This window comes from Blautia sp. Marseille-P2398, assembly GCF_964240315.1.
Lineage (GTDB): Bacteria > Bacillota > Clostridia > Lachnospirales > Lachnospiraceae > Blautia_A > Blautia_A wexlerae.
The window spans coordinates 180,172-195,269 of sequence record NZ_CAXSTD010000002.1 but is presented as its reverse complement, the minus strand read 5'-3'; the positions used below and the strand labels follow the sequence as shown (position 1 = coordinate 195,269).

At 32.6% G+C, this 15,098-nt stretch carries 14 protein-coding genes and 1 pseudogene; 12 read left to right on the top strand and 3 right to left on the bottom strand.

From position 1 onward, the window contains the following. Window positions 1-43 precede the first annotated feature (43 nt). From metK to ACESZG_RS03570, 3 genes and pseudogenes are all read left to right on the top strand, one after another. Window positions 44-1,230 (top strand): annotated as a pseudogene (metK, locus tag ACESZG_RS03580) (methionine adenosyltransferase). A gap of 53 nt (window positions 1,231-1,283) precedes the next feature. Next, entirely contained in the window at window positions 1,284-2,654 is a 1,371-nt protein-coding gene (locus tag ACESZG_RS03575; protein WP_161234287.1) for a B12-binding domain-containing radical SAM protein, read from the top strand. A gap of 339 nt (window positions 2,655-2,993) precedes the next feature. Beyond that, a complete protein-coding gene (locus tag ACESZG_RS03570) occupies window positions 2,994-3,329 on the top strand; it encodes a hypothetical protein (RefSeq protein ID WP_155512404.1) in 336 nt (111 codons plus the stop codon). A gap of 525 nt (window positions 3,330-3,854) precedes the next feature. Here the strand turns inward: ACESZG_RS03570 and ACESZG_RS03565 are convergent. Genes ACESZG_RS03565 through ACESZG_RS03555 form a run of 3 tightly spaced genes read right to left on the bottom strand, consistent with a single transcriptional unit; the run spans window position 3,855 to window position 6,317 of the window. Further along, window positions 3,855-4,553 (bottom strand): ATP-binding cassette domain-containing protein, encoded by a 699-nt coding sequence (locus ACESZG_RS03565; RefSeq protein WP_119243069.1) that lies wholly within the window; start codon window positions 4,551-4,553, stop codon window positions 3,855-3,857. Continuing rightward, window positions 4,546-5,973: a hypothetical protein gene (locus ACESZG_RS03560; protein ID WP_055058935.1), complete on the bottom strand. Its 1,428-nt coding sequence runs from the start codon at window positions 5,971-5,973 to the stop codon at window positions 4,546-4,548. Before ACESZG_RS03560 ends, ACESZG_RS03565 begins: the two co-directional genes overlap by 8 nt. A gap of 17 nt (window positions 5,974-5,990) precedes the next feature. Beyond that, window positions 5,991-6,317: a hypothetical protein gene (locus tag ACESZG_RS03555; protein WP_055058936.1), complete on the bottom strand. Its 327-nt coding sequence runs from the start codon at window positions 6,315-6,317 to the stop codon at window positions 5,991-5,993. Window positions 6,318-6,661: 344 nt separating this feature from the next. Between ACESZG_RS03555 and ACESZG_RS03550 the strand changes: the two genes are divergently transcribed. The 9 genes from ACESZG_RS03550 (at window position 6,662) to tnpB (ending at window position 15,013) form a co-directional block, all read left to right on the top strand. Continuing rightward, complete coding sequence (locus tag ACESZG_RS03550) at window positions 6,662-8,296, top strand: ABC transporter ATP-binding protein (protein ID WP_055058937.1); 1,635 nt, start codon at window positions 6,662-6,664, stop codon at window positions 8,294-8,296. A 16-nt stretch (window positions 8,297-8,312) separates the two neighbouring features. Next, window positions 8,313-9,191 (top strand): PqqD family peptide modification chaperone, encoded by an 879-nt coding sequence (locus tag ACESZG_RS03545; RefSeq protein ID WP_055058938.1) that lies wholly within the window; start codon window positions 8,313-8,315, stop codon window positions 9,189-9,191. Next, the gene (locus ACESZG_RS03540) at window positions 9,185-10,219 is read left to right on the top strand and encodes a radical SAM/SPASM domain-containing protein (RefSeq protein WP_055058939.1); all 1,035 of its coding nucleotides are present in this window, start codon (window positions 9,185-9,187) and stop codon (window positions 10,217-10,219) included. Before ACESZG_RS03545 ends, ACESZG_RS03540 begins: the two co-directional genes overlap by 7 nt. Before the next feature lie 28 nt (window positions 10,220-10,247). After that, complete coding sequence (locus tag ACESZG_RS03535; protein WP_155512398.1) at window positions 10,248-10,418, top strand: hypothetical protein; 171 nt, start codon at window positions 10,248-10,250, stop codon at window positions 10,416-10,418. A gap of 261 nt (window positions 10,419-10,679) precedes the next feature. Then, complete coding sequence (locus ACESZG_RS03530) at window positions 10,680-11,387, top strand: LytTR family DNA-binding domain-containing protein (RefSeq protein WP_055058940.1); 708 nt, start codon at window positions 10,680-10,682, stop codon at window positions 11,385-11,387. Between the two features lie 2 nt (window positions 11,388-11,389). Then, entirely contained in the window at window positions 11,390-12,676 is a 1,287-nt protein-coding gene (locus ACESZG_RS03525; protein ID WP_055058941.1) for a sensor histidine kinase, read from the top strand. Window positions 12,677-13,494: 818 nt separating this feature from the next. Next, on the top strand, window positions 13,495-13,845 hold the full coding sequence (locus ACESZG_RS03520; protein WP_055058942.1) for a helix-turn-helix domain-containing protein: 351 nt from the start codon (window positions 13,495-13,497) through the stop codon (window positions 13,843-13,845). Between the two features lie 431 nt (window positions 13,846-14,276). Next, window positions 14,277-14,660: an IS66 family insertion sequence element accessory protein TnpB gene (locus tag ACESZG_RS03515; RefSeq protein WP_161233677.1), complete on the top strand. Its 384-nt coding sequence runs from the start codon at window positions 14,277-14,279 to the stop codon at window positions 14,658-14,660. Further along, entirely contained in the window at window positions 14,654-15,013 is a 360-nt protein-coding gene (gene tnpB, locus ACESZG_RS03510; RefSeq protein WP_081019426.1) for an IS66 family insertion sequence element accessory protein TnpB, read from the top strand. The genes ACESZG_RS03515 and tnpB overlap by 7 nt, the downstream gene beginning before the upstream one ends. The last annotated feature ends 85 nt before the right edge of the window (window positions 15,014-15,098 follow it).

The following is a 15,098-nucleotide window of genomic DNA, read 5'->3' as shown; positions in this document are numbered from 1 at the left end:
ATAAAAAACGGAAGGAGAAAGATTGAAAATGAGAAGTAGAATTATGGAAAAAAGATTTTATACTGCTGAGTCAGTGACTGAAGGGCATCCAGATAAGATATGCGATCAAATTTCAGATGCAATTCTGGATGAGTTAATAAAAAAAGACCCTAATAGTAGAGTCGCTTGTGAAACATGTGTCACAACTGGTTTAGTTCTGGTTATGGGGGAAATCACAACAACAGCATATATTGATATTCCAGGAGTCGTTAGAAATACGATAAAAGAAATAGGTTATACAGATTCGACATTGGGATTTGACGGGAATACTTGTGCTGTGGTTACTGCGTTAGATGAACAGTCTCCTGATATTGCAATGGGGGTTGAGCAGGCACTAGAAGTAAAAGAAAATGGACTATCTGAAGACGAGAAAATGGAACGGGAGCAGGAGACCAAGGCATGATGTATGGTTACGCCACAAATGAAACCGAAGAACTTATGCCTTATCCAATTACATTAGCTCATAAATTGGCATATCGCTTGTCAGAAGTACGGAAGCAGGGGATTTTAAACTATTTGCGCCCGGATGGAAAGACACAGGTTACCGTAGAGTATGATGAGAACGATATTCCGGTAAGATTGGAAAATGTAGTGTTATCTACACAGCATAATTCAGACATTTCACAAGATAAAATTTTCAGCGATATTAAAAAATATGTTTTTGATGTTGTTCTTGATACAAAAATGGTTGATGAAGACACGAAATTTTATGTTAATCCAACGGGACGCTTCGTTGTCGGCGGACCGCATGGGGACAGTGGTCTAACAGGGCGCAAGATTATTGTCGATACTTATGGTGGCTACGCACGTCATGGTGGAGGTGCCTTTTCTGGCAAAGACTGTACAAAGGTAGACCGTTCCGCAGCATATGTAGCTAGGTATATTGCTAAAAATATAGTAGCGGCTGGATTAGCTGATAAATGTGAAGTCCAACTATCTTATGCAATTGGAGTAGCTGCCCCTATGTCAGTAGGTGTTGAAACCTTTGGAACTGGTAAAGTATCTAATAATAGGATTATCGAGATTATAAGAGAAAATTTTGAATTACAACCTACTGGTATTATTGAGATGCTGAATCTGCGGCAACCAATATACAAAAAAACGGCAGCATATGGACATTTTGGTAGAGGGAACTGTGGTTTTCCGTGGGAGAAAACTGATAAGGCAGAAATAATAAAAAAATATCTGTAAAGGGATAAAAGAGGAATCTGGTGATTCCTCTTTCTTATAGACCAGGAGGGAATATGAATATATTATTGATTAGTTTACCGGAAAAAAACAAAGATATGAAACTTGAAGCAACAGAAGTTTTACCGCTTGCTTTGTATTCGTTAAGTAGTGTTTTAAAATGCCAAGGATATGAAGTCTCAATTATTGATCCGTGTGAATTTGTTTATCTAGATGAAAAAGAAAATGCAGAAACAACATGTGTTACTTTGATTGAGGAATGTTTGGAAGAAGGATATGATATTGTTGGATTCTCTGTGAATACTTTCAATTGGGGAATAACTAAGACGGTTGTAAATCAAATTAGTTGGAAAAAAAATACTACTGTAGTTTTAGGAGGACTTCATGTAAGCGTTTTTGATGAATATTCACTCTTAACTACAAAAGCGGATATTATTATGAGAGGGGAAGGAGAATTGACCTGGTGTGAGCTCGTAGCAACACTTAAGAATGTTGCTCCTTTAGATACAATAAAAGGGATTACCTATAAAAGTGGAAAGAATATCATAAGGAATCCAGACAGAGGTGCTATGACAATCGAAGATTTAGAGGCATTACCCCTTCCGGATTATGAATTATTGCCGATTGATAATCCGTATGTAGAAATGCCGGTTGAATCATCAAGAGGGTGCCAGTTTAGCTGCTCTTTTTGCTCTATACCTCATAGGCATAACTGGAGAGGGCTTTGTGAAATTCAGGTAATTGAAAGGGTTAAACATGCTAAAAGACATATGAAAAATATTATGCGAGGCGGAAATATTTTATTTGTAGATGACTGTTTTTCAATGCACCCAAAAAGAGCTATTAAAATTTTGGATGCGTTACATAAATGTTATGGAGAAGAAATGAAGTATTTTATAGAAGCAAGAATATCAAATATTTTATCAGGAGAGTTTTTAGAGGGATTTCAGAGAAATCTTATTTCTCAGATGCAAATCGGTGTAGAATGTGGGTATGATGAGGGATTAAAAAAAATAAAAAAGGGCCTGACAATAGCGCAGCTATACAAAGGGTTAAGAATTATAGAAGAAAAAGGATTATCTAGTGTTGCCAATTTGTCGTTCATTATTGGTTTTCCATGGGAAGATTTTGGTACGATAGAAAAAACATTAGATACTGTGGAATATATTGTTAATAGATTCGGTATACTGTGCCGGGTAAATTGGTTTATGCTATTACCATCTGATATATGGTGGGAGCGTAAAAAATATGGCATAAATGTTGAATCGGATATTTACGATAATCCGTCATGGAGATATGATACGGACATTTTCTATAGTACGAATCCGCTTATAAGTGAAGAAGAGATAAATAGAATTGAAAAAAGAATTAAGTTAATTTATGCATGTACAAAGAAAATAAGCTATAATAGAACTTTTGCTATATAGCTATGAAGCAAAATAAAAGGGGGCGTTGCAAAATCAATATCAATAAGTTAAAGTAACATTTTCAAGAGCAGATTATACAATGTATGACCTGCTCTTTTTTGTAATAATTCAAAAAAAGCTTGACAAATCACTCGAAATTTGCGGCGAAGCCACTTAAATATACATTTATTTAAGGAGACTTTCCGATGAAAAATAATTCACCTATTGATCTAAAGAATCAGTTGCTTTCTGTTATCTCACAGATGCAATCTGTATCTCACCTATTTGTAGAGACTGGAAAAGATTTTTCCAGAAAACGAAAAAATTTCTTTCTCAGATACCATTCAGTTTCTCTTATCTATGGGCGGGAATACCATTCGGAAAGAATGGTTCGATTTCTGGGATTTTTCTCCGGATATGGCTTCGGTTCCCGCCTTTTGCCAGCAACGTCAGAAATTGTTGCCTGAGACAATGGATTTCTTATTTCATTCTTTCAATGATTCTTTTTCATCGCTGGAAACTTATCGTGGATTTCGTCTGCTTGCTTGCGATAAATCTGATCTGGCTATTGCTTACACTCCTGATGATAAGGATACCTATAGGCGGCATAATTCTTTGGAACGGCATGAGAAAGGATATAACCAACTTCATTTAAATGCTCTGTATGGGGGATTGAACGATCTTTTCGAGAACTAAAATATACAATAGGATTAACCAATTTTCACGCAAAAAAGGTGGAGTATATCCTGCAGGAAATATTCGCTCGACTAACAATCTACAACTTTTGTGAACGGATTATCACAACTATTGCAATTCAACAGAAAAACAGGAAATATACTTATCAGACCAACTTCACTGTAGCTGTTTTTATTTGCCGGGAATATTTCAGAGACAGAATACACCCATCAGATTTAGTAGCACTCATTCGGAAGAATATTCTTCCAATCAGAGAAGGACGAAAGGCTCCACGAAAAGTCCGTCCTAACTCAAGCAAACAGCTTCTTATATAGAATAGCATAAATAATACAAAATAGCATTCGAAAAACAGAGCTTATATCTGTTTTATTTGTTGTGCAAAAAAATGACCAAAAGCTTAAAACTACTTTTGGTCATTTAATCCGTGAGGCTTAAATCAATATCCGTAGGCTTAACTTATTGACATTGATTTTACGACACCCTCTTTTGTTTTGCTTCGAAAAACATTTTAGAATATATATGAAGTTAGATGACACAATGCTTAAAGAAGTAATCTTCTAATTCTGAGATATTCTGAGTGTTCTTTAATGATAATAGTTGACGGTCTTTATTGATTAAAATAATAGTATCACTGAAATTAGAAACAAGGTCTAAATTGTGTACTGAAAATAATATCATATTATGCTTGCAGTAGCAATAATCCTTTAAGAGATTTTTTATAACGATACAGCTTTCTGGATCAAGACCATTAAAAGGTTCATCAAGTATTAAATTTGTAGCACCAGAAATCAAAGCACCAGTAAGATATATCTTTTGCTTCATACCTAACGAATAGGAAGAAAGAGGTTTGTTTAAGTCCGCAGATATTTTAAGAAGAGAGGTTATCTTATGAGCTGCAGTACTGGCAGCAGTAAAGTCACACTTATAGATATTAATTATAAAGCTTAAATATTCGTTTCCAGAAAGATTTAAGAACATATCTTTATGGTCGGGAATGAAAAAAAAATGATATTTACTTTCAAAAGCGGAATTTGGTATAGAATCTATAAGAACATTTCCATTAGTCCGAAAGGCAGACTGAGTGATTGAGTTTAAGAAAGTTGTTTTTCCGATTCCATTTACTCCAACTAAAGCGTAAATTTGGGTATCATATAGTGTTAAGGAAAGGGCATGAAATATATTTTTCTTTTCATAGGTCTTAGATAAATTTTCTATTTTAATCACGAGTATTCCTCCTAGATTTTTTTGTGTATATTAGTATTAATATTAATATTAATAGGATTATATCTATGAAGCTAACTATTGGTAATAAATATTTCTTACAATCTAATTGATTAATGATATAAATTTCAAAAATAGTTTTCAAAGTCATAACTATTAGTGATAAAAATTTATTTGAATTTCCATGTAATAATTCTGTTTTATTCTTTGTATAGTCGGGCATTAAACAATCAAAAATAACTCCGATGAAGGAACAAAGATAATTATTGACAAGTCCATATAGAACTAGAAAAAAAATATCCTTTTTTGTATGTATAATAAAAAAATTTAATAATATAAAAATTAGAACAATTGTAGAATTAAGAAAAAAACTCATTCGTACTTTACTCTGAAAAATTTTATATGAGTCGATTGGTGTTGTTAAAACAAGCTGATTGATATAAGGATCGCTTGAATATGCAGTGACCGAAAAAGGATTAATTGAGCACAAAATAATAACAATTATCATATTAACTAAGGTTGTATCGAGAGAATATCTAGTTGTAATAAACTTATAAAGCAAAATAATTAATATTATATTTTTTAGGACGGCATAGAACAATATATCTTTATTAGCGAAACATCGTTTCTTTTCTAAAAAGAAATAAGGTGTCCTTATGTAAAATAATTCTTTTTTGGAGTAGAAGAGCTTATTATACTCAAAATCAATTATCTTATAGATGTTTTGAAAAAAAATATGATCAAATAAAATAAAAGTAATTATAGCTAAAACAATACTTCCTATAAAAACAGCAGGTAGAAAAAGTGGCGCTTGAACTATAGAAAGAAATAAAGTAACTGAGGCGGTTCTTTGAAAAAATAGTAAATAGGTTAGTAAATTTTTGAAAAGTAGAAGTGTTGTTAAAAAACCACCATATTGAAAAAAAATCATGATATATCCGCTATGCGTAGTGTGACAAATTTTTAGTATTATCAATAATAAGCAACAAAGGCTTAAAGAGAATAAGAATATTAAAGTAATGGAAGATAAGTAATATTTTACTACAGATAGAAGGTCAGGTGTATATAGGCCTAATGTTATAAAAAGTAGAGTTTCCAACTCAATAAAAGGAACATTTATTTCTGAAAGGTATATTTTGAATAAATGCTTTCTATTTATAGGCATGGTTAAAATATCTTTGATTCGTTTATTATAAAACATAGAATCAATGATTTTATAAATAAGCATAAGTGTACCAATAGGCAGACTTACTATAAATGAGAAAAGAGGAGAACTAATATTAAGATGATTTATTAGTTGAAGTCGCTCTACAACGTACCAGAATAAGTAACATAAGTAAAAACTTAAAATACAATATAATAATATAATTAATAGCGAACCTTCTTTTTTGAAATAAAGAATTTTTTTTAACAGGTCATTCATGGACTAGCCTCCAAATATTAAAGTGCGTTGATATAAAAAACAGTCATTATTATGGCGATAATACCAAATGCAATTGAATTTATAGGTGAAAGTCTTTTTTGCTTTATAAAAGAAAGATTGATGACTAAAGCAAGAACGGGGAAAAGCCAGACACCAAGGATACTTGGTACATTATAAGTCTTAGCCCCTTCGTGGATAATCGGTAATTGTTCGGGGAGGAATAGCAGCATAATCGCTGAAATAATAAACATTAAAAAAATAATTGTAAAGTTAATTTTTGCATATCGCTCATTGCTTTCTGTAAAATCATTTCCTAAAAGATTTTTTAATAATTTTCTAATCATAGTTTTGTCCTTTCTATGTATTAAGTTCTTAAATTATATTCCATGAATGACCTATAAAGAAGATAGCAAGTGCAGTAATCATGGAGGATTACTATGGTAATAAAAAAAGATATTCATTTGATTCCCCTTTATTAATTTGGAATACATCCAATTATATAATATTTTAGGAAGAAAAAAAGTAAAGTGTAACAAAAAGCGACATATCTGTAACAAAAGAATTTAACACCATATTGGTTAAATACCCCATTGCAGTTAAATGACAAATTGTGACAGTACAATAAAAAAGAGCAGATTTTTTGCTACAATGACCATGCAGTCGAGAAAATCACGGAAAAGGGGATAACATGAAACAGGCAGGGCGCTTTTTGAGTAAATATATAAAAAGAAATTTTGGTGTATTTGCTATTTATATGTTACTTTGCATATTGTGTTCTATACTATCGCTAATTGCACCATATATATCAGGCAACTTCATTGATGTTTTATTACATATAGAGCAACGAGAACAATTGGTAAAATATTGCGTAGTATTTGCAACTATGAGTTTTGGGTCTATTGCATGTAACTATATTATAAGTCAGATTTTTGCACGATTACGAATTAAAATGAATTATGAAATAAATATGGATTTCCTCCATCATATAAGGAAAATTTCAATACTGACATTACAAAAACAAACAACAGCTTCTATAACGCAAAAGTTAAATTATGATACGGGGATTGTCACTAGCTTTTCATTACAGACGTTACAAAATATCTTGACAAATATTATTACCATGATTCTTTCATTGATTGCATTGTTGCATTTTAGCTTGGATATTGGAATTATTTTGGTTTGTATGCTTTTGGTATATTCAGGTACCTATATCATATTTAAAAAGCCTCTTAAGCATTGTAACCAGGAAGCAAGAGAAAAAGAAACAAAATATTTTAGTACATTATATAAGCAGTTAGGCTATATAAAATATATTCAGATGAATTGTGTTGACCGATTTTTTGATGGGCTAATGAAAAAATCATATGTTTGCTTATATAAAGCTGGAATGCGTGTCCAGAAAATTGGTTTCCTTTTTACAAGTTTAGATAAAATAATTATGACTATAGCACAAATAACGCTTTTCTTTTTGGGAGGAATCCGTGTAATGGAAGGAATCCTAACTATAGGAGAATTTACCATTATTTCGACTTACTTTAGTATGATTCTAGGTGCAATACGATATTTCTTTGGTTTAGGGAAATCTATACAAGAAATGCAAGTTTCGTTGGGACGGCTTATCAATGTAATGAGCATTGAAGAAGAAAAATACGGTAAGAAAGTAATTAAACATATTCAAACAATTGAAGTGAATAATTTGGATTTCGTTTTAGATAAACGAGTAATATTAAAAAATTTCTCATATAAATTTCGACGTGGAAACATATACGGGATTACTGGCGAAAATGGAGCTGGAAAAAGTACGTTAATGAACATTATAACAGGGATGTACTGGATACCGGAAGCACCTATATTTATAAATGGAGTCCCAATTGTTAAATGTGACCTTGGAAAAATGAGAAGAACAAGCTATGGAATCTTAGAACAGGAACCGATATTACTTGAAGAGTCTATAAAAGATAATATGTTTTTGGGTGGCGAAGACAAAAGCGGTAGTCAGAAATTTATAGACATTACAAAATTATTGGGGTTAGATGTGTTTTTGAAAAAATTGCCGAATGGATTAGAAACTATTATAAATGAAAATGCTATGAATCTTTCAGGAGGAGAAAAACAAAAATTATCCCTATTAAGGATTTTATTAAAGGATTCAGAAGTTCTAATTTTAGATGAACCTGCATCAGCATTAGATACTGATTCCAGAGAACAACTATACAATTATCTGAATACAATAAAACGAAATAGTATCATATTTATTGTAACACATGATGATAAAATCACTGATAAAGTGGATCATATTATAAATTTATCTAAAAATGCATAAGACGGAGGAATTGAGTATGTATGACTTTAAAATGACAGCTCGACTTAGGACAAACATTATGAAGCAAAGACCGATTTTTGAGCAAAAAAACTTTAGTTTTCGTAGAGAAGAGAAGGAGGGGTATATTAGCGTAAGGAGTACGAATCTTCCACGATTACAGGAATTGTTTTTGAATAGGACTACGCAAAATATTTTAAAGAAATGTAACGGGAGCAATACGGTTGAACAGATTATAAGAATAATTAGTGATATGTATCCGGACATACAAAGGCAAGTAATAGCTAATGATGTTGTAAAAAATTTAAGTGTTTTATCAAGATTTCAATTAATTGAGTGGAAAGAGAGGAACCCATTTATGAAAAAATTATGTGTAGCATTTGAAGGAAACAAAGAATTTGAATTGTTAGATGAGGGAGATATTAGAGAGATTATTACATTTATCAAAGCAAATAGTAAGAATGTCCGATTTTTAAATGTTATGAGTCGATTCGAACCATATTATGATGAGTTGTTTATAAGAGATGTCTTATTTAATTTTACAGAAGACTTTTTTGCTGTTCGAGAAAACGGGGAAATTAAGGGGATTGCTACTTTGAAATATACTACAAACTTAGACAGTACAGTATGCTCTTTAGGACTTTTAATTGCACAGGCAGGATACGAAGAGTCTTTATTAACTGGAATTGTTGAGTACTCAGGCGGTACCTGCAACCGGGCAATGGTTAAAATTAAAGTTCAATTACCTGAAAAGGATTGTGACGCTAAAGCAGAATTTATTGAAAATTTGCAGACGCATGGTTTTATAAAAGAAAATATTTCCTTGGGGGAATTTCAGGGAGGAAACGTTTGCAATTACTGTTTCTTTTATGAGAAGGAGGGTTCAAAGGCATGTTAAGAGACTTGATTGTGGGGCCGCATCAGATTAGTTTTGATATTACAAACAAATGTAACTTGAGGTGTTTACATTGCTATAATAGTAGTGGTGAAAATCTGGCGTCCCAAAACGAACTTACGGATCAGGAAGTCTTAGATTTTATAGATGAGTTTAAGAGTATAAAATTATTAAATTTCTGCTTTTGTGGTGGAGAACCTCTTTTACGTAAAGAATTGATTGTAGAAGCTGCAAAGAGGCTACGAACTTATGGGTGTGAAAATGTAGCAATGGTGTCGAATGGGATTTTAATGACTGATGAAGTAATTGAAGAGCTTATAAATGCGGGAGTAACTAGAATACAGATTAGTTTAGATGGTATAAAAGCAGAATCTCATGACCGAATTCGAAATAAAAAAGGTGTTTATGAAAAAGCAACCAGGGCAATTGAAGCTTTGGTAAAACACGGAGTAGATACTGCAGTTGCTTTTACACCAACGAGTTTTAATATTAGTGAGCTTAGGGCAGTACGGGACTATCTTCACACAGTAGGTATTTCTGGGACTAGTTTACGGGTACAGCCGCTGATGATTATGGGAAGAGCAAGCCAGAATGTCAAAGCAATTGAAGCGACAAATGACCAATATAGGGATTTGGTTATGGAAATTAGAAAAATGAATATGGAAGGAAAGGACCCCCAGATTGACTGGGGAGACCCGATTGACCATTTAATACGTTTCCGGCAAAAAGATTTAATGTTGACGAATGCTATTGTTAGGTCTAATGGGGAACTAATTGTTGACCCATACTTGCCTATCATCTTAGGAAATCTGAAAAAACATTCCTTTACAGAATATTGGGAAAATGGTTTATACAAAATGTGGCAATTAGAGATTGTCAAAAAACTAGCAGAGAAAGTTATTTGTATAAGAGAAATGGATATAGAAAGCAATGATATGCCAGTTGAGTTTAAGAACGGCGATGTATACATTGATTTAATTGAGGACGATGTGAACGTCTTATCTGAGCGACTCCTCGAATTTTTTAAATAGATTACTTGAACGAAAGGAGATATAATATATGGGAGAAAACACATATGAAGCACCTGTAGTAAATACTTTAGATGGAAATGGAAATGGTACAGATCCAAATGTACAGCCGGCGGGACTGGTTTGGCAGACAGAAATTGCCGTTGCATATGCATATGCATTAGTACTTGTAGTGTGGTCTCAGATTGATGTCACACCCTAACCCTAGTAAAAAAACAAAATAAAACCAATAGTATTATGACACATAGAGGAGAGTAATTTGAGTGCAAGTAATCTAATTTAGATGTGTTTCATAATACATAAATAAGGCTATTCGGGAACCGGATAGCCTTTCCGATTTAGAGGCTTCCCCAATGGATATTCCGTTTGAAACGGAATACTCACCCCAATTTAAATAAATTTCTTGACATAAAGTTTTATTAAATTTATTATCTGTATAGTAATACCAGAGAGGAGATGACTTATGTTAGAAATAGCTATTTGTGACGATGATGCAATAATACTGAAAACTCTGGGGAAGTATTTCGGTAAACTCAATGATGCAACAATTAAATATGATATTTATAATAGTGCGGATACCTTGTATAGGTATGTAGAAGAACAAGGGACAGTCTATGATGTTTTTATCTTAGATATTGAAATGCAGGGGATGAATGGTTTAGAACTGGCACAGAAGATAAGAGAAAAGGATTCCAACTGTCTCATTATCTTTTTAACTAATTACTCTCAATATGTGTTTAGTGTATTTGAGGTCATCACATTTGATTTTTTGCGTAAGCCGCTAGAATATTCTGAATTTGAAAATTTAATAAAAAAAATAAAGCGATATTTTAATATTACAAAAGGAGTATTTGTTTTTAGCTACAGAAAAAATAGTTTTTCTATTCCCTTTGAAGAAATATATTACATAGAGAAATCCGGCAGAAGAGCATATTTATATTCTAAGGATAAAGAATATATTTTTAATATGACTTTAAATGAAATATGGAAGCAGCTTGATTCTGGAGCATTTGTAGCAATTTATCCTTCTTGTATTGTGAATTTATTTTATGTGCGAGAAATTGTAAGAGATGAGTTGATTCTAAAAACTGGAGACAAACTTTTTGTTAGTAAAAAATATTGTCAAGAGGTTAAGAAAAGGCATTTGAGATTTATTAAGGAGAAGGGATAAAGATGCTTATACTAACTTTTATTATGAATTTATTTGACTTTTATATAGTAGATAAGTATTATTATTGCTTTTCAAAAGAAAGAAAAAGGAATACTTTTTTTTCAATAACTACATTAGTAGCAAGTGCTTTTGTACTTAGTATTGTAAATGCTATTGGATATCCAATAGCAAACCTAATATGTAGTATGTTTTTAATATATCTATATTGTACTAATTTTATGTTGCCACGAACGTATTATCTGTTTTTGCCTATGCTTTATTTAGGGTTAGGTTTTATTACGGAGCCAATTGGCGTACTATTGCTGGATTCCTTTTCGGAGATTTTTCCGAACCTATCGGAGTCAGTAAACTATTTTATTTCTGTAATGCTATGCGAATTGATAAGATTATTTACTGTAATAATCATTAAAAATTATTGGAAGGGAAATCTTATTGACTTACCATTGAAAATCAATGTGTTTTTGTGCCTGATTCATATATTGGGAATTATAAGTTGCTGCATTGTTGTTCGAGTTATATGGCTATATGATATACCTGAAGAGTGGTTATTGTGTACGAGTATTATATTTATAGTTCTCTTTATTAATATATTAATATTTAGTGTTTTTAAAAAAATGAATACAATATATGCTTCAATCTATGAAAAGGAAATGATAATACAAGAAGCAAAGTTAAAAGAAGCATATTACAGTGAAGTTGATAAAAGTAGTCAGTATTTGAGAAAAATACGGCATGATTTAAAAAATAAATTGATTGGGATATATGGAATAGAGGATGATAATGAATTAATACGTACCAAAATTAAAGAAATAATAGGTGAATTAGAAGACAGTAAGAAAAATTTATATACGGATAATTGTATTTTAAATTCCGTATTAAATATAAAATATAGTGCCGCTCAGGTAGCAGATATTAAGATAGAAAGCAATATTTTTGTGCCTAAATATATGAATATTGACTATGGCGATATGGGAGTACTATTTGGCAATCTCTTGGATAATGCGATTGAAGCGAACCAAGGGGTAGATAGGAAAAAACGTTGGATTAATGTGTCAGTAAAATATGAAGAGCACATATTAATAATTAATATTAAAAACAGCAAAATACGGGGAAGTAGACGAAAGAAAAAGGGCTATTTGAATCATGGGATTGGACTCAACAGTGTTAAGCAAATTGTTGAAAAATTTAATGGGATTGTTGAGGTTCAAGATTTTGGTGAAATGTATGAAGTTAGCGCAATCCTTTATGGTATTTGTGATGACAAGGATTTGGGGAAAAGTGTACTGTAAAAATCAAAGGTAAGAAACAATAATAATTGACACTATTTATGAACAAAATGTACAGAATAAAATAAATATTGGATAGGTTATAATAAACTGGACAGATATAGAAGGATTCGACCTTAAAAGGTATGGTATGGACATTTCCTTTTAAGGTCTATATCTACGGCAAATATGTATTGTTTTTAAAATAAGTTTTCATCCTCACTAGGTGACATAAGCCGGTAATAAAAGGGAATATCCGATAATCATGTAGGGAGTTAATAGGAACTGAGTAACCCAGCTTCCGTGTTCTACTGTCCGGTAAAATGGAAACAGCATAATCCTTGTGTTTGATTCGCAGAATCTTATTAGAAATTACAGTACTGGTGATATATATTAATAGTATAAAGTGGGATAAATTTTATCCTAAACAATCCATGTGCATATCCCAGTTCAATCTGAGACACCGACGTTTGGAATACCATATAACGATTAATTTACTATTTTAATTGCCTTATAAAATCAAAATAGTATGGGATATGATGAAAAGACTTACATTTGTCTTTGTCTATTTAATCATTGTAAATATCCAATTAGACGAAAGTACTATTATAAAATTACTAATATATAGCTACAAGGAAGAAGCATATTTAGATAATTGATGTAGATGTAAAAAACTTTTATTTTATATATAAAAGTATTCTTGCAGAAAATAGTGATAACATTAGCTATAATTTGTCGAAAATTCTGAAACGGAAAGTAAGAAAAATATTTTCCCAAACAGTCCATTCTAATAACACGAAAACAAATCTATACTCAAGGTACATTAGTTTGGGAGTGATAAAATGTACGACGATTTTCAAATTATATCTGCAAATCTAAAGTATTTGAGAGAAAAAAGTGGATATACACAAGAGCAGTTGGCTGAAATTACTGGATTATCTGTTTCACATATCAGTAAAGTAGAAGCCGGTTTACGCAGGGTAGGAATGAAAACATACATAAGTATTCTGCAGGCATTGAATGTAGAAGGAAATGACTACATTAACCTGGCGGTAAAGGATTCCAATGAAAATAATATCAAACAGTATCTTGCTATCTTTGAAGGATGCAGCGAAGCGGAAACGAAGTTTCTGCTTAACAGCCTGGAAAGTTTGAAAGCTAACCTGAAACAATTAAATCCACATGCAGCGTAAGCATAAAAAAATGGCGTCAGGCCATTTTTTTATTTGCCCGAAAAGAAAAAGGCGACAGCATCTGTCAAGATATTCACCTATATAGTTAACTTCGTCAAATTTCATATTGGGAAAATTATCGTTTCCTATCATAAAATCTGAATTGGCAATTCACAAGAATTTTTGTCCAGCATAGTCACTTCTGCACACAAACATCCCTGTTTATAATGAAGACGGTTCAAACTTATTGGACAACTGTACCTTGAAAACAGAATATCGTAAGCGATGAATAATCCACCGGTTTTTCAGTATCCAAAATTTATGAGATAATCCCTCTAAGGAGTGGTATCTCTATAACTTTTCCAGTTTTTTGCACTTAGGACCATTTCACTTCAGTTCTTCTGGTACCTGTGCTAATCTCACTCCAAATAAAAAACAGGAGTTGAATTTTTATGCCTAAAAAAAATCCAAGACGTACAGATAAAGAATGGTTGGATCTGATCCAGGAATGCCGGTCCAGTGGTCTTTCTGATAAATGCTGGTGTCAGGAACATCATATCCATACAAGCAACTTTTATTACCAGATACGAAGACTTCGACAAAAAGCCTGTGAGATACCGGAACCAGTCCATTCTTCTTTCTCAGGAAAACAGGAAGTTGTACCGCTTTCTTTTGAGGAACCGGCAGTCTGCCCATCCTCAGTGCAGCTCAAAACGGATACCATTCCAGACTCTGTTATAAAGATCACTTATCACAGTTTCCAGATTGAGATCACCAACGCAGCAGACCGTGAGACCATATTTCATATGTTATCAGCGCTGCAGGATTTATGTTAGGTGATCTGTCCGGTGTGTCTAAGATCTTCGTTATCACCGGACGTACAGATATGCGAAAAAGTTTCGACGGGCTTATGGCTATCATACGCGATACTTATGAACTCGATCCGTATGCAAATGCAGTTTATCTTTTCTGTGGAAGGGATAGCCGTAAACTTAAGGCACTCCATTTTGATAAGGATGGTTTTGTGCTGCTCCAGAAAAGGCTTGACGGAAACGGCAGGTTCCAGTGGCCGCGGAATGCTTCGGAAGCCCGTCTTTTGACGCGTCAGGAATTCCGGTGGCTTATGGAAGGTCTTTCCATCGATCAGCCCAAAGCAATCAAAGGCACAGGCAGAAAAAAAGATTTCTGATCCTTTGTGCAAAACAGAGAATTTTAAATTTTCTATATCCGTGACAGCAGGCAGCCGCCAGACACTTATCCACTGCTTTCTTTTT

Coding starts and splice junctions, on each gene's coding strand:
- ACESZG_RS03520 (WP_055058942.1), top strand. CDS start 13,495: ATGTACGACGATTTTCAAATTATATCTGCAAATCTAAAGTATTTGAGA.
- ACESZG_RS03550 (WP_055058937.1), top strand. CDS start 6,662: ATGAAACAGGCAGGGCGCTTTTTGAGTAAATATATAAAAAGAAATTTT.
- ACESZG_RS03555 (WP_055058936.1), bottom strand. CDS start 6,317: ATGATTAGAAAATTATTAAAAAATCTTTTAGGAAATGATTTTACAGAA.
- ACESZG_RS03575 (WP_161234287.1), top strand. CDS start 1,284: ATGAATATATTATTGATTAGTTTACCGGAAAAAAACAAAGATATGAAA.
- ACESZG_RS03530 (WP_055058940.1), top strand. CDS start 10,680: ATGTTAGAAATAGCTATTTGTGACGATGATGCAATAATACTGAAAACT.
- ACESZG_RS03540 (WP_055058939.1), top strand. CDS start 9,185: ATGTTAAGAGACTTGATTGTGGGGCCGCATCAGATTAGTTTTGATATT.
- ACESZG_RS03570 (WP_155512404.1), top strand. CDS start 2,994: ATGGGCGGGAATACCATTCGGAAAGAATGGTTCGATTTCTGGGATTTT.
- ACESZG_RS03525 (WP_055058941.1), top strand. CDS start 11,390: ATGCTTATACTAACTTTTATTATGAATTTATTTGACTTTTATATAGTA.
- ACESZG_RS03560 (WP_055058935.1), bottom strand. CDS start 5,973: ATGAATGACCTGTTAAAAAAAATTCTTTATTTCAAAAAAGAAGGTTCG.
- ACESZG_RS03535 (WP_155512398.1), top strand. CDS start 10,248: ATGGGAGAAAACACATATGAAGCACCTGTAGTAAATACTTTAGATGGA.
- ACESZG_RS03545 (WP_055058938.1), top strand. CDS start 8,313: ATGTATGACTTTAAAATGACAGCTCGACTTAGGACAAACATTATGAAG.
- tnpB (WP_081019426.1), top strand. CDS start 14,654: ATGTTAGGTGATCTGTCCGGTGTGTCTAAGATCTTCGTTATCACCGGA.
- ACESZG_RS03515 (WP_161233677.1), top strand. CDS start 14,277: ATGCCTAAAAAAAATCCAAGACGTACAGATAAAGAATGGTTGGATCTG.